Genomic DNA, 25,625 nt, shown 5'->3' with positions numbered 1-25,625 from the left:
ATGGCTGCGCTGTACAGTTGGAACAGAGGCAGCTCTGCCAGTCTGTTTGAGCGCATTCAAGGGAAGAGCTCCGGCTCTTCCCGTCAGTCAAGGATGCGTGCACTGCTTGATTCTATCAAGAAGCATTTGAATGAAGTGCTTAATTCCCGTCCTGGTGCCTGCCAAAGCGCTGTTGACTTAGGTGTCATTGACCTCAATGATGCGACTGCAACATCGGTGGATTTCAAGCAAAGTATCGAATGGGCGATTGAAGAGTGCATCAGAAATTATGAACCGAGAATATCAGTGGTTTCTGTCAGCGCCATCAATGATGATTCAGATCCGTTGCTGTTGAGCTTTCATATCAGTGCTGAAATATCTCTGGATGATATCAACGACCTTGTGGAATTTAGCATCCAGCTGGATAACAACCGGCGCTATTGCCTGGAGCGAACTCAATAAATGTCATTTGAAAAATATTTCAGAGATGAATTGAACTATCTGCGACAACTGGGAAAAGAAGCCGCAGTTGAGCGTCCTCATCTTGCCGCATTTCTGTCAGAACAAGGTTCTGATCCCGACGTTGAGCGTTTGCTTGAAGGTTTTGCATTTCTGACTGGCAACCTGCGGGCAAAGATTGATGATCAGTTCCCTGAATTGACCCACGGCCTGCTCAATATGCTTTGGCCGAACTATCTGCGTCCGACCCCGAGCATGACCATCATCGAGTATACCCCTGATGAAAGCGTTGTGACGAAAGCGACACAGGTCAAGCGTGGCACGCAGATTATGAGTCATACGTTGTCAACTCAAGATGATATTTATTCGAACGAAAAATCCGGTGGTAAAAAAGACGATCATGGCCGCTGTACTTTCACGCTCTGCCGTGATGTTTGGCTGTTTCCGCTTTCCCTCCGTGACATTTCCGTCAATAACAGTAATGAAAATGGGATCATTGGCCTGAATTTTGTTTCGAAAACTGAGTTGAATCTGCACGAATTGGAACTGGATAAACTGCGTTTTTATCTGAGTGGTGATGACTATACTACGTCTCAACTCTATTTCTGGCTCTGCTATTACTTCAGAAAAGCGGAATTGGTAGTGGGCGATAAAGTGATCCCTCTGCCGGATTTTGATTTTGTACCAGTGGGATTTGAGCGGGAAGACGCGCTGTTGCCTTACCCAAAAAACGCCTATATGGGATACCGCATCTTGCAGGAATACTTCTGCTTTGCGGAAAGCTTCCTGTTTTTTGATGTGAAAGGTTTCCCGGAACTGTCTGAAGATCTCAAAACCAAAGATTTTGAACTGAATTTACATTTTTCTCAGGCACTGCCACCGGAAGCCAAGATCCGCCATGATACTTTTCGCTTGCACTGTACACCGGCGATCAACCTGTTCCCGATGGACAGTGAAGCGATTGAACTCAATGGCAGCCAGACTGAATATCCCCTGAAGGCCAGTTACAGTTTCCCGGATAATTACGACATTTTCTCCGTGGATGGGGTGGAAAGTTGGTTGACAGGTGAGAATGGCGAACGCAGTCGTGCCCGTATTGGCGGACGTATTTATACGCCTTTTGAGAGTTTCAATCACCAGATTGATAACGAAGACGAAAACTCAATGCGTTTTTACCGTCTTCGGGTGAAAGAATCTCCTTTCCGCAGAGGGCTGGAACATTTCATCTCATTTGTACGGGGAGATGAATCCAATCTGCTCAGACTCAAGCTGAAAGAAAATGTCTCTGTCAGCTTGACCTGTACCAACCGTGAACTGCCGTTAGAGCTGCATGTTGGCGACATCAATTATCCCTCCATCGGCAGCCCGTCATTTGCGACATTCCGCAATATCACCCGGCCGTCAGTCCCCCTCTATCCTCTGCTGGATGGCGGGTTGCACTGGTCACTGCTGTCGAATATGTCGCTGAACTATATGTCATTGCTGAACAGGGACGCGTTGAAACAGGTACTGCGTACTTACGATTTCCCAAGTATTCACAATCGGCAGTCCAAGCGCTCATCGCAAAAACGGCTCGATGCCATTGAAAATATTGAAACAGAACCGACAGATCGTCTTTTCCGTGGGCAGCCTGTGCGCGGATTGCGCTCAACGTTGTATATCCGGCAGCAGGCATTCAGCTCAGAAGGCGAGCTTTATCTATTCAGTACGGTTCTGTCACGGTTTTTCTCACTGTATGCCAGCGTCAACGCTTTTCATATGTTGAAGGTAATCAATTTAGATAATCAGGAATGTTATGAATGGCCGGTACAGATAGGTCAACACTCGTTGATGTAATCACTGAGCAGGAGTCTGCCACACCGCTGGTATTGGACATCTCACAGTATAACTTTTACCAGTTGGTTGAGTTGCTTAACCAGCTTGCGGTAGCGTGGGAAAAAACCGGAGAAACAGATCGTGCCGATCTGGAGTCTATCCGTTTCCGTTCCAGTGCCAGTCTGGCGTTCCCGACCCGTGATGTCATCTCACTCGCGCAGTCCAGAAAGGGATACTTCGAACTGGAAGTTTCTTTTATTGGGTTGCACGGAAGCCAGTCTCCGATGCCAGGCTACTATCTGGATTCACTGGCATGGGAAGACGCTCAGGGAGAAAACCGCCTGACGGATTTTCTCAACCTTTTTAACCATCGTTTAATTACTCTCCTGCACCAAATCTGGCGGAAATACCGCTATTACATCTGTTTCAGGCAAGGTGGGGAAGATAACTTCTCCCAGCGTATGTTCTCGCTCGTCGGTCTGGGCAGTGATGTCAACCGTCGGATGCTGAACATCAACCACAGCAAAATGCTGGCGTATGCCGGATTGCTGGCTAGCCCCGGTCGTTCACCGGAAGTGATATGCAGCCTCGTTTCCCACGGTTTTGATTTGCATGACGTTACCTTGCACGGTTGGCAATTCAGGAAGGTCACGATCCCAATGGATCAACAGAACCGTCTGGGAGGAACCAATAAAGGACAGAAAATTGGCGACACCGAGCTGTCCGTGTTAGGACACAACTTCACCATCGGCTCATGGGTCGGGGATTACAGTGGAAAATTCCGGCTAAGCATCAATAACCTGACCCGTGATCGGTTTCTGTCATTCCTGCCCGACGGAAAGAACTATTTCCCCCTGGTGATGTTCATTTCTTTCGTCATGCGCAGCCAGTTTGCTTGGGAACTACGTCTTGGACTGGCTGAAAATCAGGTTAGCGGCATGGTATTGGGGGCGAAGGAGAATAACCATCTGGGGTGGACCAGTTTTCTCGGCGAACCGGAAAAGAAACCCTTTGTCACAATTTCAGTTATGGAATAACGACTATGGAAAAACATCAACCAATCCTTTCATTGCGGGTTCTTAATAGTGAACAGCTGGAAAGTGGTAAAGCCGCCAGTTGCCAGTTTTCGACACAGGGCGGTACGGTCGGTAGCAGTGAAAGCCATCTTTGGTCTGTGCAAGATCAGCAGGGCAATATCCACCCATCACAATTCGCCATCAAATGGCAGGATGGGGCATTCTGCCTGCAAGTGCTTGCTGAGCCAGTGAAAATTAATAATGCAATATTGACACCTCAGTCAAGTCTGATTCGTTTGCAGCAGGGCGATCAGCTCAAAGCAGGAAACTTATCCGTTAAGATCCACATCAGTTTTTTTGAGACAGATCGTGTCGACCCTTCAACCGTATCGCCTGAGTCGTTGGTCTCCAGTTACAGCAATCCGCTGGATGCCATGATGGAAGGTGCTCCGGCGCAAAAATCCGCATTTGCCCATGATGGAAGCGTAGCTCCGACGGTTATGCACCGTTTTAGTGATGATCCACTCAGAGTGCTCGACAGTGAGAGTCTGACCACCCTGAAACCACAGGTTGAAGCTGATAATACCGAGCAGCTTTTGCCACCGGATCATTATCAATCATCCCCATTTGCCAACCCTATTTCTGATAACCGAGGTAGTGTTATGGATCAGGAGTTCCTTGATTTACCGGATATCGCTTCCGATAGGCAGTACGAAGATATGGAAGTTGATCATGTTGCAATTACTCCGCTCATGCGTGGGCTGGAGGCCCGATTGCCTTTGCACGACAGCCAGCAGGCGAATGATTTTCTACAAGAGATGGGTAAAACCATGAAAGCGGTGATTGAAGGGTTGCTGGCTCTCCAGCGCGAACAGCATGGATTGCGTGATAAACAACTGCGTCCGATTGAAGATAACCCGCTGCGCCTGAATATGGATTATGACACCACCATGCAGGTGATGTTCTCCGATCAGAAAAGTCCGGTTCACCTGTCTGCTCCTGCTGCGGTAGCGGAAAGTCTGCAAAACCTGCAACTGCATTATCAGGCCAACCGGACTGCGATTTCTGCTGCATTGGACACCATGCTGGACGCATTTTCTCCGGAACAACTGCTTCGTCGTTTCTCACATTACCGTCGTAGCAACGAAGTCAAGAATAAAGATGCATCCTGGGCCTGGGAAATGTACACCAACTATTACCGTGAACTAGCGTCCAGCCGCCAGCAAGGGTTCGAAAAGCTATTCCGCGAGGTGTATGAGCAGGCTTATGACCGCGCACTGCGTCAGGGCCTGGAGGAATCCAGCAATGATACATTCCGCTAGTCGCCGTATATGGGCTGTAGGGATTTTATTGCTGTCAGTAATGTTGCTGAACGGCTGTAGCAGTGCATGGAACGCAACCAAGAAAGCAGGGCAGGTTATCTGGGATCCTTCCACTCCAGTAGGAAAGCCTGATGATCAGCCCTCTGTTGCCAACATTACATTGCTGGCTGAACCCGACATTAACCCCAATGAAAGTGGTGAAGCGGCACCTGTTGAAATGAATCTGGTTTACCTCAGTGAAGATTCGCGTTTTTTGGCTGCCGATTACGACCAGCTGGAAAGCGACAAACTCGAAAAGGCGCTGGGAAAAAACTACATCGATCATCAGGATTACACCTTGTTGCCGGGGCAATACAAGCCTCTGGAAGCCATCACACTGGAAAAGAAAAACTGTTACATCGGTGTCATCGTTCACTATGCAGATGCAAATCAATCTGAATGGAAAAAGCTAATCCGAGTAAAAGACATCGGCCGCCATTACCACATCTTGGTGCATGTCAGAAATAACGACGTAGAACTTAGAAAAGAGGAGGAGTAATCATGCCGGGTAAAAATCGGGTGATTTGGCACGAAGGATTATTCATCAAACCACAACATTTTCAGCAGCAACAAAAGCACATTGATTATCTGGCACATAGTCTGGTTTCAGTATTGACACCTTATGCGCATGGTTTCAGTTCTTTAAGCATCAATGATGATTTACTTAAACTGGGCCGTATCGGCATTACTGAAGCCAGCGGCATTATGCCGGATGGCACTCTATTTTCTGCGCCGGGCCAAGATTTATTGCCAAAACCACTGGATATCGAAAATATCAACGATCTGAAAAGCAAAGATATCTATCTGGCATTGCCAATGTCCAGCGACACCATTCGGGAAGTTGCTGATCGGGATGCGGAAATGCAGAGCACTGTGCGTTATCGGGAACTGCCTACCGATGTCCGTGACTTGCATACCAAGGGCGGTGACTCCTTCGCGCTTAACCTTGCCCAATTGACACCGGTCCTGATGCAAGGCTCCGAGGATATGAGTGCTTACACGGTGATCCCACTGTGTCGCATCAAAGAAAAGCAAAAAGATGGCACCATCGTTTTGGATAACGAATTTATTCCGACATGTTTGTCTATCTTCGTGGCGGATAAACTCAAGCGCTTTATGGTGGAAATCGATGGCCTGCTGACAGAGCGTTCAAGAACATTGGCAAAACGTATCGGTTCACCGGGTCAGCAGGGTGTTGCGGATGTGGCTGAGTTTATGATGCTGCAACTGCTGAACCGCGTTCAGCCGCTGTACAACCACTATGCAAAACAGACTGTTTTGCACCCACTGTATTTATATACCGAACTGCTCCAGACGTGTGGTGAGCTGAGAACATTCACCGATGCCAGCCGCTTGCCGGGTAATGTTTTGGCCTATGATCACAATAACCTGACGGATACCTTTCAGGATGCGATGCACGCAATTCGTGACGCACTGAACGTCGTTCTGACACCACGTGCAACATCCATTGCGCTGAAACAGAACGAAGGCGGCATTCGTGTGGCGACGCTCCACGATAACGATTTGCTGCGCAAAGCCGAATTTGTACTGGCAATCAGCGCCAGCACACCGCAGGAACAATTGCGTCGCCAGTTCGTCCAGCAAACCAAAGTCACTTCGATGGAAAAAATCCGCGATCTGGTCAGCGTACAGTTACCGGGCGTGCCACTGATTGCATTGTCCGCAGCACCCCGCCAGTTGCCGTATCACTCAGGATATACCTACTTCCGTCTGGATCAGAAAAGTCCGGCATGGAAGGAGATCCAGCAGGGAAATTCCATCGCATTCCACGTATCAGGAGAGTTCCCTGATTTAGATATGCAGCTCTGGGCTATCAGGAGCGGTAAGGAATAATCATGAGTGATATCAATGTTGACAGTCTGTCACTGGAAAAGCCTGAAACGTTGAAAACGTTTCAGCGCCAGTATCAGCTACCGTTGCGTGGTGAAAGCCTCAACCCAATGATCGATGCAGCCACCCCTTTGCTGGGGATGGTTTTACGTTTGCAGGACATGAATGATCAGGCACTGCCGGACAAGCTTTACCAGCAGGTTGTTACTGATATCCGGGCCATTGAACAGTTTCTGCAAACCAAGGGCTATGAACCCGGCGCGATTATTTCATTTCGTTACGTACTGTGCACCTTCATTGATGAAACTGCGTTGGGGCACGGCTGGAACAATCAGAATGGCTGGTTAAAGCAATCACTGTTAGTGCACTTCCACAATGAAACCTGGGGAGGTGAGAAGGTCTTTGTATTACTCGAACGTTTAATGGGAGAGGCTCAGCGCTACCAGCACCTGCTGGAGTTCATTTATCTCTGCCTTTGTCTGGGATACCGCGGGCGTTACAAAGTCAGCACCCAGAAAAATGATGATTTTGAGCGTTTGTTCCGCCGCTTGCAGCAACAACTTCACTCACTGCGCGGAGACACGCCGCCAACTACGTTGTATGTCAATATCAACGAGAGTGACGCGCGTTATCGTCTGAGCAGACGCTGGACTATCAAACACCTGCTCGGTATCAGTATAGGGTTGTTGATCGCCATTTACAGCTTTTATGCCATTCGCCTCGGTGATCAGACACAAGACATATTACAGCAGCTAAGTAAATTATTGAGATAGGAAGTCGCCATGATTCAGATTGATCTGCCCACTCTTGTAAATCGTTTAAACCCGATGACCCGCCATGTGCTGGAAGCCGCGGCGGCATCTTGCGTCAGTCAGCAGCAGCCTGAAATCACTGTTGCACAACTGCTGTTTCAAATGATCGACACACCGCTCAGTGACGTGCGACTGATCCTGAATAAAGCAGACATTGATAAAGATCTGCTGAAAGAGCAGCTCGATCAGGTGATAACCCATCATCAAGCGCTTGTGCAGAGTTACCCGAACTTCTCCCCGATGCTGGTGGAGTGGTTGCAGGATAGCTGGCTACTGGCTTCCACAGAGATGCAGCACTCTGAATTGCGCAGCGGTGTGATGCTGATTGCGTTGCTGTTCAGCCCGCTGCGTTATCTGGCACCACAAACAGGGCGTTTGCTGGCGGGTATCAACCGCGAATTACTGCGCCAGAACTTTGCGGAATGGACCAATGGCTCTGCCGAGCAGCCTTTTACAGCTGGCGGTGATAAAGATGGGCAGGGGGGGGATTCGGTAAATGGACATCCGGCAAACAGCGACAGTTTGCTGGCGCGCTTTACTCAGAACATGACTGAGCAGGCTCGCAAAGGAAAACTCGATCCGGTTTTGTGCCGCGATAAAGAAATCGATCTGATGATCGACATCCTTTGCCGTCGCCGCAAAAACAACCCTATCGTTGTGGGTGAGGCGGGTGTCGGTAAAAGTGCCCTGATTGAAGGTCTGGCACTGCGCATCATTAACGATCGCGTACCGGATAAATTGCGCAACAGTGAACTGATGACTCTGGATCTGGGCGCATTGCAGGCAGGCGCGGCGGTGAAAGGTGAATTTGAAAAACGTTTCAAAGGCATCATGGCGGAAGTCAGCCAGTCGTCAAAACCCATCATCTTGTTTATCGATGAAGCCCATACGCTGATTGGTGCAGGTAACCAAGCGGGCGGGCTGGATATCTCCAACTTGCTGAAACCGGCCCTGGCACGCGGCGAACTGAAAACCATTGCGGCAACCACCTGGAGCGAGTACAAAAAGTATTTCGAAAAAGACGCTGCACTGTCCCGTCGTTTCCAATTGGTAAAAGTTTCTGAGCCAACGGCAGATGAAGCAACAGTCATTATGCGTGGTCTGCGCGCCATCTATGAGCAGGCACATGGCGTACTGATCGATGATGAAGCCCTGAAAGCCTCTGCGGTACTGAGTGACCGTTATATTTCAGGCCGTCAACTGCCGGATAAAGCGATTGACGTACTGGATACCGCTTGTGCCCGTGTTGCCATTAACCTGACTTCACCGCCACGCCAGATTTCCTCGCTGACGACCGAATTGCACCAGATACAAATGGAAATCGATGTGTTGGGGAGAGAGCAACGTATGGGGCTGAACACCCATGCGGAGCGACTGGAAGAACTGCAAAACCAGCAGGCAGAGATTCAGGAACAGCTGGCTGAACTGGAAGCAAGCTGGAAACAGCAACAGGAATTGGTCACTCAGATCATCGAACTGCGCAGCCAGTTGCTGTCTGATGATGCTGATAATGAAGAATCCGTGATTGAAAAACTCGCAGAACTGAACATTCAGTTGGCAGAACTACAGCAGAAACAAACGCTGGTTTCCCCGCATGTGGATAAAACCCAGATTGCTGCGGTAATTGCTGAGTGGACAGGTGTTCCGTTGAACCGCCTGTCACAAAGCGAACTGTCTATCGTCACTGAACTGCCTGTTCATTTGGGGCAAAGCATCAAGGGACAGGAACTTGCGATCCAGTGCCTGCATAAACACCTGCTGACTGCCCGTGCGGACTTGCGTCGTCCGGGTCGTCCTCTCGGGGCATTCCTGTTGGTGGGACCCAGCGGTGTCGGTAAAACCGAAACTGTCCTGCAAATTGCAGAGCTGATGTTCGGTGGTCGCCAATATCTCACCACCATCAACATGTCTGAGTTTCAGGAAAAACACACGGTATCCCGCCTGATTGGTTCACCCCCGGGTTATGTGGGCTACGGCGAAGGTGGAGTATTGACTGAAGCTATCCGTCAGAAACCCTATTCCGTCGTCTTGCTGGACGAAGTCGAAAAAGCCCACCCGGATGTACTGAACCTGTTCTATCAGGCTTTCGATAAAGGGGAACTGGCGGATGGAGAGGGGCGTACCATCGACTGTAAAAACGTCGTGTTTTTCCTGACCTCTAACTTGAGTTATCAAACCATCGTGGACAATGCGGAGCAACCCGAGCAGCTCAACGATCTGCTTTACCCGGAGTTGGCAGCCTTCTTCAAACCGGCCCTGTTGGCGCGTATGGAAGTGATCCCTTATCTGCCGTTGGGCCATGAAACACTGAAAACCATCATTCAGGGCAAACTGGCCAGACTGGATACGTTGCTGATTCAACGCTTCAATGCAGAGGTCACTATCAGCGATGATGTCTCAGAAGAGATCCTGCAACGAGCTACCCGCGCAGAAAATGGTGCCCGCATGCTGGAATCCATCATTGATGGCGCACTGCTGCCACCGGTTTCATTGCTGCTGTTGCAAAAAATGGCGGCGGGAACACCGATTAAGGCCATTCGCTTAACCGTAGCAGAACACGAGTTCCGGGCAGAGATTGAGGAGGCAGAATAATGAAACAGCGGCTGAAAAGCGCGTTAGCGTTATTGGAAGATGACACTATAGGACAACTGGTTGGCCATTTCGTGCAGGTCAGTCATAGCTCGCGTTTTGATGCCCTGTTGGTTTTCCTGCTTAACATCAATGAGAACAGGCTGGAATGCCACAACTTGCCGGAACCTCAGCAAGCCAGCTCACGTCAGTTGCAGGTGGATATTGGTGACGTCAATCACCCGTTGATACAAGTGTTGCGCAAGGGAACCCCGACGGTTTGGGCTTCCCTTAATCACGGAGTCCGCATTGACGATCTTCATTTCCGCACGTTTATTGCAGAACTGCCGCATAACTGTGGGTTATACGGCATTCCTCTGTTTGACTGCAATGGGCGGGCTTGCGGTGTCATCGCCATTTTTGCCGAAAATGTCCACCATTTTACCGACAATGAAAACATGTTCGGCATTTATTGCCATGTCATGCAGCATCGCCTGAAAAAATTGCAGGAACTCGAACAACTGCGCGGACAGTTACGCCAAATCCGTCAGGTATTTCAGGTTCAACGCCAAAAAGAAAAACAACTGGATGAACTGCTTGCATCGCTGAGTGAATCGAAAAATCCAGCGGCGGTCAGCAGTATCTCCGTGGATTACAGTCATATCGATAATCTGCCAAAGGCCATAGAAGAATTTGAAAGCGCCGTGTTGGTTCAACGTCAGCGTCAATTTGGCAACGACACCAGATTGATTGCGCAAAGTCTGGGTATTCCCCAGCGGACGTTGGTTTACAAACTGGCTAAATACGGGTGTAGATTATGAATATTATTTTAATTATCAGTTCATTACTTGCGTCATTGGCAGGGAACCCAACGCTTTCTGAAGGAGCAGGACTCACGGAAGCGGTCGTGGTAGTAAAGGAAGAACAAAATTTAAATGAACTGCAAAAATGCCGCTTTGAGCCGTCTCCTCTTATCCGGCTGGCGTGCTACGACCGTGCGTTGAATAACCTTAAGTTTAAAACGGTACACATTCCAATTGAAAAAATGGGGCCTTCGTGGCGGAAGGCGATGGAGCAGGAGATGAAGCGTACTGATTACTCCACCAGCTTCATGGTGACACAGGGAGAAAACGACGCGACCCCCATTATCCTGACGACGCCCGCGATTGGGGTTCCGCCGCCTCGTCCCGTATTAATGCTGAGCTGCATTGACAATATCACCCGCTTGCAGGTGGCGCTGCCCAAAGAAGTGGAATCAGGCACGGTGACGATAACAACGGACAAAGCTCAGTATCGCACTGAGTGGTTCGTACGGGAACACGGTTACTTATGGGAATCCAGCCGTGGCTTGCCGGGGATTGAAGAAATCAAGCGCCTGATGGGCAGCGATCGGGTGAGTATCACGGGCAGTAATGGCAACCAGATAACCTTTAACATTTCTCAGTTGGAGCAGGCAGCGAAACCCTTACGTGCTGCCTGCCGTTGGTAACCGACATGGACATCAGAACACAATTTGACTGGTTCGGCTCCCTGCTGGTGCCCTTGTCCGACGAACAAATTGGCAAGGCGCTGGGAGACGGCGACCCCGCATGGGAATACATTGACAGCGAAATGATCAAGTTTGGTTCGCTGTCGCATGGTTCACTGGATGTTGAAGAGATCCGGCGACAAGCGTTGCAGTTGCTGAGTGAAAGCAGCAAGGATTTCCGGCTGATGGTTCATCTGCTGCGTACCCTGCAACATTCAGGCAATTCTGCTGAGTTGATTCTTGCCATAGAGCTGTTGACTGATCACGTCAAAAACTACTGGGAGAAAGCCTGGCCGGCCAAGCCGCTGATGAAGCGCCGACTGGCACAGCAGGTACTCAAACGTTTTGACTCAGCTCAGGGCAGTTTTACCGAACAGGCAAGCAAAAGTGAACGGGATGCTGCGCAAGGTGCGTTGGCACATCTCGCTCAATGCTGGCACGTGAATGAACCGGATCTGGCCAAAGAAGTCGATCAACTGCGCACGCGTTACAGCCGTCAGCCAGAGACAGTGACAGAGGCACCAAAATCGGCACCTGTGGCTGTGTCGGCATCAACAACAGAATCTTCGGTATTAGCGCCGCAATCCTATGAAGCGGCACCAATGCCGGAAGTGGGCGTTAACAGCTCAAGCGAAAAAGCGTGGAAGCAAACCCTGCTGACCGTGGCTGATTTGCTGTGTGAACGACATCCTGACTCGCCTGTCGGTTATTCCCTCAGACGCCATGCAGCCTGGCATACCATCACCACAGCACCGATGGCGAATGCAACGGGCAAAACGCCGTTGGCACCGGCCTCTGCTGATCGTACCGCCGATTATCTGGCGAGATTACCGACGGCGGATAATAAATTGCTCCAGCAAATCGAGCAGAGTCTGACACTGGCCCCTTACTGGCTGGATGGGCATGCGATTGCGTCGCAGGCTGCGTTGCAATTGGGTTATATGAACGTCGCACTGGCCATTCGTGACGAACTGAACGCTTTTCTGGAGCGATTGCCGGTGCTGAAAACCTTAAGTTTTTCCGACATGAGTCCGTTTATTTCTCCAGATACCCTCGATTGGCTGGCACCTGAACCTGTCGCAATGGGTAAAGGCGCAGTTTCTGCTGATCAGGAAGCTATCTGGCAGTGCTTCGCGCAACAGGGATTGGAAGCGGCCCTGAAAATGTTGGAAGAACACCAGCAACAGCTTACTGAGCCACGCGATCAATTTTACGGTCAATTACTCAATGCTCAATTGCTTGAAGAAGCAGGTATGACGTCGTTGGCCCAACAGCATTACCGGAACTTGTTACACACGGGACAACACATGCTACTCACTCAATGGGAACCCAGCCTGCTGACAATATTGGCAGAAAAAATGGCTGAAAAACTGCCTTCTCCTTCTTCGGAACCAGCTGCAAACAGGAGCGTTAACCCATGAAATGGCCCTCTTTGTCCTCTTTGGCACCCTTGAAATCGGCCTTGCCGGCGCTGGGGAAATTTAAGTCCCTGCCTCGCCTCAAGGCTACGATGGCGGTGGTTCTGGCGCTGATTCCCTGCCTGCTCCTGATTGCCGTTTGGTGGTGGGGACCGGAATGGAAAATCCTCAACGATTATCCGCTGGAAAGCCTTGCGGCCCGTTGGCTGGCAACCGCCATCATCATCATGGTGGTGTTGCTCTGGATCGGCATGAAAGCATGGCGCCGCTTACGGACACTGGAAAAACTCAATCTGGATGTCGAACTGAAAGTCGTTGATCCGGTGAGAGTGGATATTGAACATCAGGATCGCTATCTCGATCACTGGAAATCCCAGTTACAGCGCCATCTGGATTCGTACAAGTACCTGTACGAGCGTCCGTGGTACATGGTGATCGGCAGCCAAAAAAGCGGTAAGACCTCACTGATTAAGGAAGGTTATAAGCTGTCCGAAATCGCGGCACCGGAATATTTGCGTCAGGACGGTGATGTTCCCCTGATGCTGCGTTGCTGGTTAGGAGAAAAAGCGGTCATTATTGACCCGAAAGGCCAGTTGATTGATCAACCGGTCCCGCTCAACAGCGACAAACCGCAAATCAACAGCCGCCTGTGGGAGTCCCTGCTGAATTGGCTGGCTGAAAACCGCCAGCGCCAGCCACTCAACGGCATTATTCTGACCGTGGATATCCTGCGCATGATGACGGACAACCGCGAGCAACGCGAACGCTATGTGCGGGAACTCCACCAGCGTCTGCAAGACATTCGCCTGACCTTCCACAGCCAGTTGCCACTTTATCTGGTGATGACCAAAATCGACCTGTTGCACGGTTTTGAAGCCATGTACCAGTCGCTGGATCGCAAATTGCGTGACCAGATTCTGGGAGTCACATTCAGCCTCAACAACCGGGATGAAAAAGCGTGGCGCAGTGAGCTGGAGCAGTTCTGGCAACAGTGGATGAACAACCTGAACAACGCCATGCCGGACATGATGCTGAACAACGTGGATGCCAACCAGCGCAGCGCCCTGTTCAGTTTCACCCGTCAGGTTCAGGGGTTGTACAGCTATGTTGTCCAGATGCTGGAAGATATTCTGTATAACGACGAACATCACCGCCCGACCCTGCGCGGAGTTTACCTGACTTCCGCACATCAGGTCGGGCAGATGGATGACCTGTTCACCCAATCCGCTTCGGCGCAGTACCATCTGGGTTCTCAGGCGTTCCCGACCTGGCCGGCGGGTGATACCCTGCCATATTTTACCCACTCCCTGTTTGAAGACATCCTGCTGGCAGAGCCGAATCTGGCGGCTGAAAACCGCATCTGGCTGAGTCGCAACCGCCGCCAGTTATATACCTTCTCCATCCTCAGTGCCCTGGTCATCATGGCGATGTGGGGGGGTTGGCATTACTTCTACCAGAAAAATTACCGGGCGGGCGAAGAAGTGCTTGCGCAGGCGAAAAATTTCCTGTCCGTGCCGCCGCCGAAAGGGGATGACCGTTATGGTGATCTCCAGTTGTCACAGCTGAACCCTATCCGTGACGCGACACTCGCTTATGGTAATTATCATGAGAATGCCTCCTTCTTGACGGATATGGCGTTGTATCAGGGGGGCAGTGTCGGGCCGTATGTGGCAACCACCTATCGGAAGTTGCTGGAGCAGCGTTTCCTGCCCGCTCTGATGCTGGGTCTGCTGGATGATCTGAATCAGGCACCCGCGAGTAGTGAGGAAAAACTCGAGATCCTGCGTGTTATGCGCATGATGGAAGATAAAAGTAAACGTAACAGCGGATTGGTAGCCCAGTATATGCGTGAGCGCTGGAGTAAGGCATTCCACGGCCAGCGTGATATACAGGATGCCCTCCTGACTCATTTGGATTACGCGCTTGCTCGAACTGACTGGAAAGCGTTGCGTGATAAAGGTGATAAGGAGGCCATTGCCAACTTTGCCCCGTTTGTCAAACCGATCCGGCAGGCTCAGGATGAGCTGAAAACGCTCTCTGTCAAGCAACGGGTTTACCAGAACCTGCGTATCAGGGCACAGGATGTCTTGTCAGCACCGCTTAATCTGCGTGATCAGATTGGCCCGATCTTTGACGATATGTTTGTGGCCAGCAATGAAAAACGGTTGGTGATCCCACAATTATTGACCCGCCACGGCCTGATGGATTACTTCGTCCGGCAGAAAGATGAACTGACGAAACTGACTGAAATGGACAGCTGGGTGCTGAATATTGCGAAGAGCACTCAGGAAAAATCCAACGAAATAAGGTCATCACAGAACAACGACCAATATAGTGACGAAGATCAGAAGAGGATACTGAACGATATCCATGACCTGTATTTATCCGAGTACATCGCGACCTGGCGGGCGGCGATAAATAACCTCGAAGTACGGAATTTTGATGATTTGCCCCACGCCATCAGTGCTATTGAACAGGTGATCAGTGGTGAGCAACCCATCAAACGGGCGCTGCAAATCCTGAGTGATAACACGCACCCACCATTACTCGGCGATTCATTGAGTGACAAAGAAAAACTGAGTTTATCCGATCGGGCAGATTATAAGCTGTTAAACCGCATCAGCCACGACTTCTCTCAGGAAATGGAAGTACTGGTGGAACGCGGAGACAAAGGCAGCACGTTGCAAAGCGTCTACCAGAAACTGACCGCATTGCACCGCTACCTGCTGGCGATCCAGAACTCGCCGGTTCCGGGTAAAGCTGCCCTGCAAGCGGTGCAGATGCGTCTGGACAAAAACAACAGTGACGCGATTTTTGAAATCCAGCAGATGGCGAAAACCCTGCCGGAGCCGCTGAACCGCTGGGTCGGCGAACTGGCCGAGCAGGCCTGGCGGGTGGTGATGATGGAGGCGATCCGTTCACTGGAAGTGGAATGGAATGACTCCGTGGTGAAACAGTACAAGACCTATCTGGCGGGACGTTATCCGTTCAACCCCAACGCGACCGAAGAAGTGCCGCTGAGCGAGTTTGAACGTTTCTTCCGGCCGGACGGCACACTGGATACTTTCTACCAGCAGAGCCTGAAACCGTTTGTGGAATACAACCTGACCACAGGGACGGACGGCAAGGCACTGATCCGGCCGGATGTGATGAAACAGCTGGAAATGGCGAACCGCATTCGCGCCACCTTCTTTACCCCCCAAAACGGCCTTGGCACCCAGTTTGCCATCGAACCGATCAGCTTAACCGGCAATAAACGCCGTGCCCTGCTGAACCTTGACGGGCAGCTGGTAGATTATTCCCACGGCCGTAGCAACGTGGCACACCTTATCTGGCCGAACTCCATGCGGGCAGGCACTGAGAGTAAGCTGACCCTGATGCCAGACAGAAACAATCAGGCGCCGCGCTCCATCAGCTTCACGGGGCCGTGGGCACAGTTACGGCTGATCAACAGCGGCAAACTGACCAACGTCCAGCCGGGTTTCTTCGACGTGCGCTTCAATGTGGAAGGTGGTGACATGACCTACCGCGTCTACGTGGACGAATCAGACAACCCCTTTGCGGGCGGGCTGTTCAGCCAGTTCAAATTACCGGACACTCTCTATTAAAGGAGCAATCGAAGGTCAGTCCTGAAAGCAAAACCTCCCCCTGCCTCTCCTCTGGGCAGGGGTTTTTTTAAGGAGAAAAGCGAGAATATGAGCGGGCATTCTGAAAACCTTATCATCCGGGCGGGCGGCAGTCCGCTGAACTTGCCGGAATTTGCCGTTATCCGCGATGAAATCAATAAAACCAGTCACCCGACGCAACCGGAAGTGAACTGGCTGCTGGTGGAATCCCTGTCCCTGACCCTGTTCAAAACCAACGGGGTTGATTTACAGACTGCGATTTATTACACCCTGGCGCGGCTGCAACTAAACGGGCTGGCAGGTTTTACCGAAGGCTGCGAACTGCTGGCGGGCGTTATCGTCAGCGAATGGGACTCCCTGTGGCCTTCTCAGCCGCAGGTCCGCACTGACCTGCTGGAGTGGTTCCACACCCGTACCGGCAGCGCCTTGCGCCAGCAGGATTTTACTGCCAGTGACCTGCGGATGATTTACCGGGCGGAACGGGCACTCCAGCTGATCGTTGATCGGTTGCAGCAATCCGACCTGAAACGTTTGCCGCGGGTGGAAAACCTGCTGTGGTTCTTCCAGAATGCGGCCAAAAAACTGGAAAAACCGCGTCAGACCGCCAAACCCGCCGTGCCGCCGATGCAGATGCCGCCGCTGGTCTACCTGTCCGCGTCTGAGGCCGAGCCGGAAATTCCCCCACCTTCCCCGACCCCGCGTCATGAACCCCGGCCTGCGCCTGAGACTCAACCGCGGGTGCGGGTGCAGTTTCCGGAACCGCCGCCGCAGGGGATGAGTGCCTGGCAGGGCTTTAGCCTCGGGGCTTTGCTGGGGGTGCTGGTTTTAGTCGGCAGTGGGTTGCTGTTCTACAAACCCCTGCAACAACAACTCAGCACCATCACCAGCCAACCGACGGGCGCACGGTTGGCCTGGCTGTACCAGCCTGAGTTGGACAGTTATTCGATCCAGCTTGGGCGGCTGGCAGAAACCGGGCCGCTGGCCACCTGGGAGGCCGCCCGCGCCCTGACGGGCACCGCTGAACAATTGTGGCCGGGATCGTCGGTGCAACGACAAACGACCCGTCAGTGGGAACAAGCAATGACCGCTCGTATCGACAGCGCCCCTCTGAAAGGCAGCTGGTACGCCACCCGTGACCAGCTTCAGCAATTGTCGGACAAAATCCTGTTGCAGGAGCGCACCCGTGGCAGCTTCACGCTTTCCTACCTGAAAACCGCCATCCATGACATCCAACGCAGCCACGGCAGCGAAGTGCCGCTGGAAGAAATGCTGCGTCAATTGAGCGTCTATGCGGCAAAAGGAGACAGCGCCCCGCCGGTGCTGCTGAAAGGCATTGATGACCGTTTTAACGCGCTGCTGGGCCGCTATGATCGGCTGAGTCAGACCATCAAAGATCAGGCAGACAACCCGGCCGATCGTCAGATCCAACATCATGAACATGCCGTCACACCGGACGGCGGGCATTAATCAGGGGGACAGACCATGTCAATGAAAAAGAACATTGCGGAACTTAAAAAAGGGCTGGCACTTGTCCAGCAGGGACAGCAGGCCGTTGGCCTGTTGAGGAACGAAGTAAAAAGCGTGGGGGGTGGTGACCCGAGTGGCCTGCGATTTACCCTGACAGCAGGCGGCCTGCCACCGCAGACGTTCGTTGTCACCGATTTCACGCTGAACGAAGGGTTCTCCCAGCTCTTTACCCTCAACGTGGGGCTGACGAGCGCTGATCCGGCCATTGACTTCCCGTCTGTCCTCGATCGCAGTGCGACGCTCACCATCACGCAGGACGGCAAAGAGCAGCGCAGCATCAGTGGCTGTGTCGCCCGCTTTGAACAGGGCAACACCGGACTGCACCAGACCACTTACCAGATGACGATTTGCCCGGATTTATGGCGCACTTCCCTGCGGCAGAACTCGCGCATCTTCCAGCAGCGGGATATCGTGACCATCCTCACCACCCTGCTCAAAGAGCACGGTATTCGTGACGTGGTCTTCAGCCTGCGCCAGCCGCACCCAGAGCGGGAATTCTGTGTCCAGTATCAGGAAAGCGACTTTGACTTCCTGCAACGACTGACAGCGGAAGAAGGCATCTTCTATTTCTTCGAATGCGGTAACGGACGCAACACACTGGTGTTCGCCGACGACGCCGGTTCAGTGCCGCCGGGCATTATGCTGCCTTATCAGCCGGGTGACATCAGTACCACGGGCGAGCCGTCGGTGACCAGTTTTACCAGCAGCGCGCAGGTGCGCCCGGCGCAGGTTGAGCTGAAGGACTACACCTTCAAAAATCCGGCATGGCCGGCGGAATTTCGTGAGCAGATGAAGGACGAACAGCTACAGGCGCAGTATTACGAGCATTACGATTATCCGGGCCGGTTCAAAGACGAAGCCCACGGCAAAGCCTTCACCCGCTACCGGCTGGAAGCGTTGCGTAACGATGCGATCACCGGACAGGGGCACGGTCACGCGATTGCCATCCAGCCGGGGAAACTGTTCATTCTGACCAACCACCCGCGGGCGGATCTGAATCAGCCGTGGCAGGTGGTGAGCGCGAGCCATTCCGGCAACCAGCCGGGTGCCCTGGAGACGGCCACCGGCGACAGCGGCACCACGTTGCACAGCCAGTTCAGCTTCATCCGCCATAACCAGCACTGGCGGCCGACGCCGCTGCCGAAACCCGGTATTGACGGCCCGCAGATTGCCAAAGTGGTGGGACCTGCCGGGGAAGAAATCTTCTGTGACCAGTACGGACGCATCCGCCTCCAGTTCCCGTGGGATCGCTACGGCAAATCTGATGACCAGAGTTCCTGCTGGATCCGGGTGACCCAGCCGTGGGCGGGACAGGGCTGGGGCATGCTCGCTATCCCGCGCATCGGTCAGGAAGTGGTGGTGGATTTTCTGCATGGCGACCCGGATCAACCCATCGTCACCGGCAGAACCTACCATGCGAGCAACATCCCGCCGGGCGGGCTGCCGGGCAGCAAAACCCAGATGGCGTTCCGCTCTAAAACGCACAAGGGCGAAGGCTATAATGAGCTGCTGTTTGAGGATGCCAAAGGCAGTGAAAAGTTGTCACTGCACGCACAGAAGGACATGGACACCATCGTGCTCAATGACCGCAGCACCCGCGTAATGCACGACCATACCGAGAGTGTCGGGCACAATCAGGCCATCAGTGTACGCGCTGACCGTCATAAAGAGGTGGTCGGCATGGAAGTAAGCTGTATCGGGACACGGCAGGTCACCGTGGAAAAAACCAGCGTACTCAGTGTCAAAGGACAAATCACCATTCAGTCCACTGAAAGCGGCATCACCATCGGCAACACTAAAGGGAGCCTCTCGATTGATACTGACGGCAATATCTATATTACCGGTAACACCGTCATTATTAACGGGAAAGAAGTCATCACCCTGAACTGAGTCCGGGCAGTCCGGCAACAGGACTGAAATCCGTGCAGCAGAATTTTTCTGCGGCGGGCTGAAAATTGATGATACAAAAAGAGTGAAAAGGAAAACCCATGAGCACACAACCCTACCAGATGAATGAAGGCACCCTGAACATTCCCGCCGGCTGGCGTGACGAATCGATGCACGTGTTTGTGCTGCCGGATGACAGCGGTGTCAATCTGGTGATTAACCGCACCACGGTGCCGGCAGGTACCGACAGCAATACTTATTATGAACAGACACTGACGCAGTTTGTGACCCACCTGCCGGGGTATCAGGAGCACCAGCGGCTGCAAACCGAACTCAGTGGCGATATGGCATGGCGGCTGGATTACCAGTGGCAAAGCCCGGAAGGGGAAATGCACCAGACGGTGGTGCTGCAAATCCGGGACAGTCAGCTGCTGGCGTTTAACCTGACTTCCCCACAGCCCTTTAATACCGGGCAGCGGGAGGCCTTACTGGCGGTGGTGACCAGTTTTCAGGCGGCATAAGGAGAAGCCGATATGGGATTAGGTGATGAAATTATTACCCGGATTGCCCGGGTCGGGGCCACCCATGCCCGGCCGCCCTTGCCGCCTGCGGGCGGTGCCAGAGGGCCGGCAGCCGCACGCAAAGGCGACCCCATCCAGCATAAGAGCTTCTTGGGTGCCCTGACGGGGGCAGTGGCCGGTGCCCTGATTGGGGCGGCCATTTTTGGGGCGGTGGGGTTGCTGGTTGCGGGCACCGGCGGACTGGGGGCCACCCTGATTGTGGCGGCCGCCGGCAGCGGGTTAACCTATCTGGCCAGCGATGCCATTGCAGCGGCCAGCTCGGCCGTCACGAACTTTGTCGACAGCTTCGGCTCGCCGGACGGGATGCTGGACAGTGGCTCCGGTAACGTCATGATTGAAGGGAAACCGGCCGCGCGGGCGACGGTAGACATAGCCAAGTGCAGCAAACACCCGTCGCCGCCATCAATAGCGCAAGGCAGTGAGTCGGTGTTTATCAACGGCCAGCCGGCGGCGCGGGTCGGCGACAAACTGGAGTGTGGTGCCGCCATCAAAGGGGGTGCCAGCAAGGTCTTTATCGGCTCCGGTCAGGGGACTTACCTGGACATTGAAGAAGAGTTCTCCGGCTGGCAGCGGGCGTTACTGGTGGCGGTGGAATTTCTGGTACCCCCGACACGCGGGCTGATAAAAGGTGTCGGCAAACTGCTGACCAAAACCGGCCGGCAGGCGGTGCTGGCCGGGACGAAACTGGGGGCCAAAAAAGCCGGCAATGTCCTGAAGGGCAAAACGCTGGTGTGTGCCAAAACAGCGTTTAAAGCCAACAAAGGGGTCAAGCGTTACACCCAGGCCACCAAAAAATTCTTCTCAGGCGACCCGATAGACGTGACCACCGGCAGCCTGTCTGACCAGCGCACCGAGCTTGAACTGGGGCAGACGATACCGCTGACCTTCACCCGCAGCTGGTCACCGGGATTACGGGGCTTACTGGGTGAAAACTGGCTGGACAACTTCTCCGAAGCCGTTATCGTCACCGGCGACCGGATAGAAGTCCTGACGCTGGAAGGCGCCTCCCTGCACTTTGCCCTGCCCCAAAGCGTTGACCACAGCATCAACCCGGAGCACCCGGAATTTACGCTGAGCCGGCAAAAACAGGGCTTCGTATTGACCGAACGCAATCAGCCGGTCAGAAAATATTTTACTCATCCGGGCATCTCAGCAACCGCCGGCACACAGCGCTGGCAGCTGTCTGCCCTGCGTGACCGCAACGACAATACCATTGAGTTTCATTATGACGAACAGTATCAGCTAAACCGGGTCACCCACAGCGACGGCCCCGAGCTAGTGTTGCTGTACCGCGAAGACGGGTTGCTGACTGACATCCGCCGCAGCGACAGGGGTCTCAATGAAGTTATGGTGCGCTATGACTATCACGACAATGGCTGGCTGGCAGAAGCGGACAGTGCCCAGCAATTCCACCTGTTCTATGAATACAATGCACAGGGATTGATTAGCCGCTGGTCGGACGGTGACCAGACTGCCGTAGATTATGTATATGATGCACAGGGGCGCTGCATTGAAAGCGTCGGCAGCGGGGGCTATTACCCCGTCCGGCTGGCCTATGAACCCGGTATCACCCGCTCCGCCACGCCACAGGGCCATACCACCACCTGGCATTATAACGTGGAGCAACAGGTCACTCAGGTGGAAACCCCGTGCGGTCATGTCACCCGCTATGAGTACGATGAGTGGGGTAACCTGCAGCGGCAGATTTTGCCTGAAGGGCAGGTTCTGCAACTGGATTATCTGGCGGATACCGGGCTGGTCACGGCGTTTACCGATGCCGGCGGTGCCATATGGCAGTATCACTACGATGAGGATGACCGGCTGGCCAGCATGACCGACCCGCTAAAGCGGGTCTGGTGGCAGCAATACGATGATAAGGGCCATGCCGAATGTTTTATTGCCCCTGACGGCAGCAAAACCACCCTGACCCGCAATGCATTTGGGCTGGTTATCGCCGCCGAAGACAATGAGGGAAACAAACGGACGTGGGAATATGATCGCCACCAGCGGCTGACGAAACTGTTTGATGAAGAAAACCGCAGCCTGCGGCTGGGTTACGACAGCCAAGACCGGTTGCAACGGCTGTCATCGGGCGGTGGGGCTTTATGGTTGTGGGAATATGACCGTCATCACCGCCTCGCCTTAAGTGACCGTCCTAACAACAGTCTGGAGCGCTTCCGCCATGACCGCCACGGCAACCTCACCCGATGGACCGATGCCCGCGGGGTGAAATGGCATATCGAATACGGGCCGTTTGACCTGCCGGTTGGTCGGATTGACGGTGAAGGCCACCGCTGGCAGTACCGCTACGACCCTGACAGCCTGCAACTGCTGGAAGTCATTAACCCGCAGGGGGAAAGCTACCGTTATCAGCTGGATGCCGACGGTCGGGTGGTAACCGAGACCGACTACGCCGGCACCCAATGGCATTATGCCTATGACGGCAATGGCAACTGCATTGAAAAGCGGGATGCACTGAATAACGTCACCCGCTATGACTATGATGCCGCCGGGCAGATGACCGCCATGCACATGCCGGAAGGCACCACCATTTACGCTTACGATATTCTGGGGCGCTTACTTGAAGTGACCGCGCCGGACGCTGAACCGCTGACCTTTGAATACGATGACAAAGGCCGTATGGTGAAAGAAGTGCAGCCCTATGGTGAAATCCAACGTGAGTATCCCGACAATGCCACGGCAGAACGCACCCTTTACACGCCCGATGGCCGGAGCTGGAAAGCGGGCACACAGGTCAATAAGGTGGGCGAAATTAGCCTGCTCAATATCAGTGGTGAGCATCAGCTCACCCTTGAGCGGGATGAGGACGGGCACGAATGGCATCGCCAGTCAGACAAAGGCTTTATCCTGCGTCAGGAACATACCCTGATGGGGCAACTGACGGCGCAACGTGCCGGCCGCAATACCGAGTTTTTTGCGGCGCATGAAGTGGCGGATATTCCTCAGCCGACACTCGCGGGACTGGACCGGGAATATCGTTACGATGCAGCACTGAATCTGGTGGCCGCCAATGATGAACGGCAATGGCTACGCTATGTCGTCAACGGCAACGGTCAGGTTACGTCGGTCAGTGACGGCGACCGGTTGCGGGAGCATTATCAGTATGATGCCTGTGGTTACCCCGCCCGCCGTTTCGACGGCCGGCACGAAATTGACAACGAGCGGCTCTACCAGAAGGGACACCGGCTGCGGCAGGCGGGTCAGCATCTGTTTGAATACGACGAGGCAGGCCGGATGACCGCCATGCAGCTGTGGCAGGACGGTCATCGCCCACAACTGACCAGATTCCGCTGGAACAGCCAGAACCAGTTGATTGGGATGCGGACCCCGGGTGGCCAGCAGTGGGACTATCGCTATGATGCCTTCGGGCGGCGCACCGAAAAAGTGTGCAAGCAGGCGGGCAGCCGCACCACTTACCTGTGGGACGGCGATGTGCCGGCGGAAATCCGCGAATACCGCCATCATCGTTTGTACAGTATCCGCCATCTGGTGTTTGATGGCTGGCAGCTGCTGGCGCAACAAATCCAGTTCTTCACCCCCAACCCGGAAAACCGCAGTGAGCTGATTGCCGGCGAGGTACAGACGCAGTATGCGGTGTGCGCACCGACGGGTGAGCCGCTGGCGCTGTTTGATACCGCCGGACACCGGGTCTGGCGGCAGCCGCCGCAGAGCCTGTACGGGCTGCGTCTGGGCGTGTTGGGGGAAAATGCGGCACTGAACCCGGGCTTAAAATTTGCCGGACAATGGCTGGATCAGGAGAGCGGGCTGGTCTACAATCGGTTCCGGTATTATTCGCCGGTGGCCGGGCAGTATCTGACGCCTGACCCCATTGGCTTATTGGGGGGTGAGAATCCCTATGCTTATGTGTCCAATCCGACGTCTTGGATAGACCCGTTCGGGTTAGCACCATGCCCAACCCCGCCTAAAAAAATAAACCTAACTAAAGATGGTGTTCAGCATGTTAAGGATAGGCATGTTGGTAATGTCCTAGGCTGGTCACATAAGAGTAAATGGACTCTCAATAATGCTGATGTTAAATCAACCATAAGGGATGTATTCCGTAAGTCAGATAGAATTATTCGCGATGGTGATCGTTTTATATATGAAAAAACTTTGAAGAAAAATGTAGGTATAACCCCGGAAGGTGAAATATTAAATAAAGTAAGGGTTGTGACTGAATCGAATGGTGATCTAGTCACAGCATTTCCACAAAGTGTGTTTAAAGATCTTAAGCCTACAGATGTGATTTTTTGAGGATATTATGGGACTGGATATACATTTTACAACAGAAGATAATGAAATTATTCATGTTGTTATGAGCGAATCTCTACATTCAAATATATTCTCCTCTTCAACGAGATGGAGTAGTGCGAAGAATTTAAGAAAGATTAAGGATTACTATAAAACTGATTGTTTATTAAAGAAAAAGGATGCAAGTTCTTTTATTCATGAATTGTCTGAAATGAAAGATAGAATTATTGAAGGAAAAGATGAACTGCATAAGATCATTGAAAAAGTAAACGGAAAAGAAATCAGTTTTATTAGAATAAGCGGCGATTAATAATCCTTGAAATCAGCCGGAAAGATCCCCGAGATCTTCCGGCTTTGTTCTGTCAAGAGCCGCTCAATCTCTGCCCTTAGCGGCTTTTGTCGTCCCCAATCAACTCCCGCATCCGCAGCTTAATGTCACTGATTTGCGCCCGCTGTTGCTGGTATTGCTGCCTGAGGCTGTGCGTCTCGTCACTGTCGGGGATCAATACCAGACAGCCCGCCATGATCTTCACCGTGACCGAGCCGCCAGTCTCAAAGCCTGCGGCCTTAAGCCATTGCCCCTTAAGGTGTATTGCGGGCGGGGCTGTGGCCCTGTCGTTTTGCGGCACGTATCCCACGGTGTAATAACGTTCTGTTTTAGCGGCTTTATTTACCGCGCGGTTTTGCTTAGAATGCGCCTTAGCCATCATTCAACTCCTCAGTAGTTGCTTATGGTGAGCGGCGTTGGCAGGTTGCCCCCTGCCATCACCGCGTTATCTCTTCGCCTATTCCTTACTGCTCTCAATCACGGTATCTAACATCTCAGAAACTGTTCTGCTCAAGAAAAATCGGACACGTTTACGAAGGCCATTTCATATTCCACGGGTGTTAAATCATTATTGGCCGTGTGCAATCGTGTTAAATT

The 25,625-nt window shown here is 52.8% G+C and carries 18 protein-coding genes; 17 read left to right on the top strand and 1 reads right to left on the bottom strand.

Annotated elements, in window-relative coordinates; genetic code table 11:
• The 17 genes from tssE (at nt 1) to BM329_RS10740 (ending at nt 25,010) form a co-directional block, all read left to right on the top strand.
• Entirely contained in the window at nt 1-441 is a 441-nt protein-coding gene (gene tssE / locus BM329_RS10820; protein WP_092552911.1) for a type VI secretion system baseplate subunit TssE, read from the top strand.
• On the top strand, nt 442-2,274 hold the full coding sequence (tssF, locus tag BM329_RS10815; RefSeq protein ID WP_092552908.1) for a type VI secretion system baseplate subunit TssF: 1,833 nt from the start codon (nt 442-444) through the stop codon (nt 2,272-2,274).
• Entirely contained in the window at nt 2,238-3,290 is a 1,053-nt protein-coding gene (gene tssG, locus BM329_RS10810; RefSeq protein ID WP_092552905.1) for a type VI secretion system baseplate subunit TssG, read from the top strand. Before tssF ends, tssG begins: the two co-directional genes overlap by 37 nt.
• Before the next feature lie 5 nt (nt 3,291-3,295).
• On the top strand, nt 3,296-4,591 hold the full coding sequence (tagH, locus tag BM329_RS10805) for a type VI secretion system-associated FHA domain protein TagH (RefSeq protein ID WP_092552902.1): 1,296 nt from the start codon (nt 3,296-3,298) through the stop codon (nt 4,589-4,591).
• Nucleotides 4,575-5,129 (top strand): type VI secretion system lipoprotein TssJ, encoded by a 555-nt coding sequence (tssJ, locus tag BM329_RS10800; protein ID WP_092552899.1) that lies wholly within the window; start codon nt 4,575-4,577, stop codon nt 5,127-5,129. Before tagH ends, tssJ begins: the two co-directional genes overlap by 17 nt.
• Nucleotides 5,130-5,131: 2 nt before the next feature.
• Nucleotides 5,132-6,484, top strand: coding sequence for a type VI secretion system baseplate subunit TssK (tssK, locus tag BM329_RS10795; RefSeq protein ID WP_092552896.1), 1,353 nt, complete (start codon nt 5,132-5,134; stop codon nt 6,482-6,484).
• A gap of 2 nt (nt 6,485-6,486) precedes the next feature.
• On the top strand, nt 6,487-7,254 hold the full coding sequence (gene icmH / locus BM329_RS10790; protein ID WP_092552893.1) for a type IVB secretion system protein IcmH/DotU: 768 nt from the start codon (nt 6,487-6,489) through the stop codon (nt 7,252-7,254).
• Between the two features lie 9 nt (nt 7,255-7,263).
• A complete protein-coding gene (gene tssH, locus BM329_RS10785) occupies nt 7,264-9,885 on the top strand; it encodes a type VI secretion system ATPase TssH (RefSeq protein ID WP_092552890.1) in 2,622 nt (873 codons plus the stop codon).
• 155 nt (nt 9,886-10,040) lie between these two features.
• Nucleotides 10,041-10,682 (top strand): Fis family transcriptional regulator, encoded by a 642-nt coding sequence (locus tag BM329_RS10780; RefSeq protein ID WP_422643831.1) that lies wholly within the window; start codon nt 10,041-10,043, stop codon nt 10,680-10,682.
• The gene (vasI, locus tag BM329_RS10775) at nt 10,679-11,350 is read left to right on the top strand and encodes a type VI secretion system-associated protein VasI (RefSeq protein ID WP_092552884.1); all 672 of its coding nucleotides are present in this window, start codon (nt 10,679-10,681) and stop codon (nt 11,348-11,350) included. The genes BM329_RS10780 and vasI overlap by 4 nt, the downstream gene beginning before the upstream one ends.
• Nucleotides 11,351-11,355: 5 nt before the next feature.
• Nucleotides 11,356-12,810 carry a type VI secretion system protein TssA gene (gene tssA / locus BM329_RS10770; RefSeq protein ID WP_092552881.1) on the top strand — a complete coding sequence of 485 codons (1,455 nt, stop codon included), beginning with the start codon at nt 11,356-11,358 and terminating at the stop codon, nt 12,808-12,810.
• Nucleotides 12,807-16,415: a type VI secretion system membrane subunit TssM gene (gene tssM, locus BM329_RS10765; protein WP_092552877.1), complete on the top strand. Its 3,609-nt coding sequence runs from the start codon at nt 12,807-12,809 to the stop codon at nt 16,413-16,415. The genes tssA and tssM overlap by 4 nt, the downstream gene beginning before the upstream one ends.
• Before the next feature lie 87 nt (nt 16,416-16,502).
• Nucleotides 16,503-17,900 carry a VasL domain-containing protein gene (locus tag BM329_RS10760; protein WP_092552874.1) on the top strand — a complete coding sequence of 466 codons (1,398 nt, stop codon included), beginning with the start codon at nt 16,503-16,505 and terminating at the stop codon, nt 17,898-17,900.
• A gap of 15 nt (nt 17,901-17,915) precedes the next feature.
• The gene (tssI, locus tag BM329_RS10755) at nt 17,916-19,850 is read left to right on the top strand and encodes a type VI secretion system tip protein TssI/VgrG (protein ID WP_092552871.1); all 1,935 of its coding nucleotides are present in this window, start codon (nt 17,916-17,918) and stop codon (nt 19,848-19,850) included.
• A 98-nt stretch (nt 19,851-19,948) separates the two neighbouring features.
• Complete coding sequence (locus BM329_RS10750) at nt 19,949-20,368, top strand: DUF1795 domain-containing protein (protein ID WP_092552868.1); 420 nt, start codon at nt 19,949-19,951, stop codon at nt 20,366-20,368.
• A 12-nt stretch (nt 20,369-20,380) separates the two neighbouring features.
• Nucleotides 20,381-24,703 carry an RHS repeat-associated core domain-containing protein gene (locus BM329_RS10745; protein ID WP_245759061.1) on the top strand — a complete coding sequence of 1,441 codons (4,323 nt, stop codon included), beginning with the start codon at nt 20,381-20,383 and terminating at the stop codon, nt 24,701-24,703.
• 7 nt (nt 24,704-24,710) lie between these two features.
• Complete coding sequence (locus BM329_RS10740) at nt 24,711-25,010, top strand: hypothetical protein (RefSeq protein WP_092552865.1); 300 nt, start codon at nt 24,711-24,713, stop codon at nt 25,008-25,010.
• 76 nt (nt 25,011-25,086) lie between these two features.
• Here the strand turns inward: BM329_RS10740 and BM329_RS10735 are convergent, their stop codons facing one another.
• The gene (locus BM329_RS10735; protein WP_092552862.1) at nt 25,087-25,407 is read right to left on the bottom strand and encodes a SymE family type I addiction module toxin; all 321 of its coding nucleotides are present in this window, start codon (nt 25,405-25,407) and stop codon (nt 25,087-25,089) included.
• Nucleotides 25,408-25,625 lie beyond the last annotated feature (218 nt).

It is taken from the genome of Xenorhabdus koppenhoeferi (genome assembly GCF_900116635.1).
Classification (GTDB): domain Bacteria; phylum Pseudomonadota; class Gammaproteobacteria; order Enterobacterales; family Enterobacteriaceae; genus Xenorhabdus; species Xenorhabdus koppenhoeferi.
The sequence above is the reverse complement of the archived record's forward strand: the minus strand, read 5'-3'. Positions and strand labels throughout refer to the sequence as shown.

Bases quoted from the DNA above. Each gene is read 5' to 3' on its own strand.
- tssE (WP_092552911.1), top strand. From the start codon at position 1: ATGGCTGCGCTGTACAGTTGGAACAGAGGCAGCTCTGCCAGTCTGTTT.
- tssF (WP_092552908.1), top strand. From the start codon at position 442: ATGTCATTTGAAAAATATTTCAGAGATGAATTGAACTATCTGCGACAA.
- tssG (WP_092552905.1), top strand. From the start codon at position 2,238: ATGGCCGGTACAGATAGGTCAACACTCGTTGATGTAATCACTGAGCAG.
- tagH (WP_092552902.1), top strand. From the start codon at position 3,296: ATGGAAAAACATCAACCAATCCTTTCATTGCGGGTTCTTAATAGTGAA.
- tssJ (WP_092552899.1), top strand. From the start codon at position 4,575: ATGATACATTCCGCTAGTCGCCGTATATGGGCTGTAGGGATTTTATTG.
- tssK (WP_092552896.1), top strand. From the start codon at position 5,132: ATGCCGGGTAAAAATCGGGTGATTTGGCACGAAGGATTATTCATCAAA.
- icmH (WP_092552893.1), top strand. From the start codon at position 6,487: ATGAGTGATATCAATGTTGACAGTCTGTCACTGGAAAAGCCTGAAACG.
- tssH (WP_092552890.1), top strand. From the start codon at position 7,264: ATGATTCAGATTGATCTGCCCACTCTTGTAAATCGTTTAAACCCGATG.
- vasI (WP_092552884.1), top strand. From the start codon at position 10,679: ATGAATATTATTTTAATTATCAGTTCATTACTTGCGTCATTGGCAGGG.
- tssA (WP_092552881.1), top strand. From the start codon at position 11,356: ATGGACATCAGAACACAATTTGACTGGTTCGGCTCCCTGCTGGTGCCC.
- tssM (WP_092552877.1), top strand. From the start codon at position 12,807: ATGAAATGGCCCTCTTTGTCCTCTTTGGCACCCTTGAAATCGGCCTTG.
- BM329_RS10760 (WP_092552874.1), top strand. From the start codon at position 16,503: ATGAGCGGGCATTCTGAAAACCTTATCATCCGGGCGGGCGGCAGTCCG.
- tssI (WP_092552871.1), top strand. From the start codon at position 17,916: ATGTCAATGAAAAAGAACATTGCGGAACTTAAAAAAGGGCTGGCACTT.
- BM329_RS10750 (WP_092552868.1), top strand. From the start codon at position 19,949: ATGAGCACACAACCCTACCAGATGAATGAAGGCACCCTGAACATTCCC.
- BM329_RS10745 (WP_245759061.1), top strand. From the start codon at position 20,381: ATGGGATTAGGTGATGAAATTATTACCCGGATTGCCCGGGTCGGGGCC.
- BM329_RS10740 (WP_092552865.1), top strand. From the start codon at position 24,711: ATGGGACTGGATATACATTTTACAACAGAAGATAATGAAATTATTCAT.
- BM329_RS10735 (WP_092552862.1), bottom strand. From the start codon at position 25,407: ATGGCTAAGGCGCATTCTAAGCAAAACCGCGCGGTAAATAAAGCCGCT.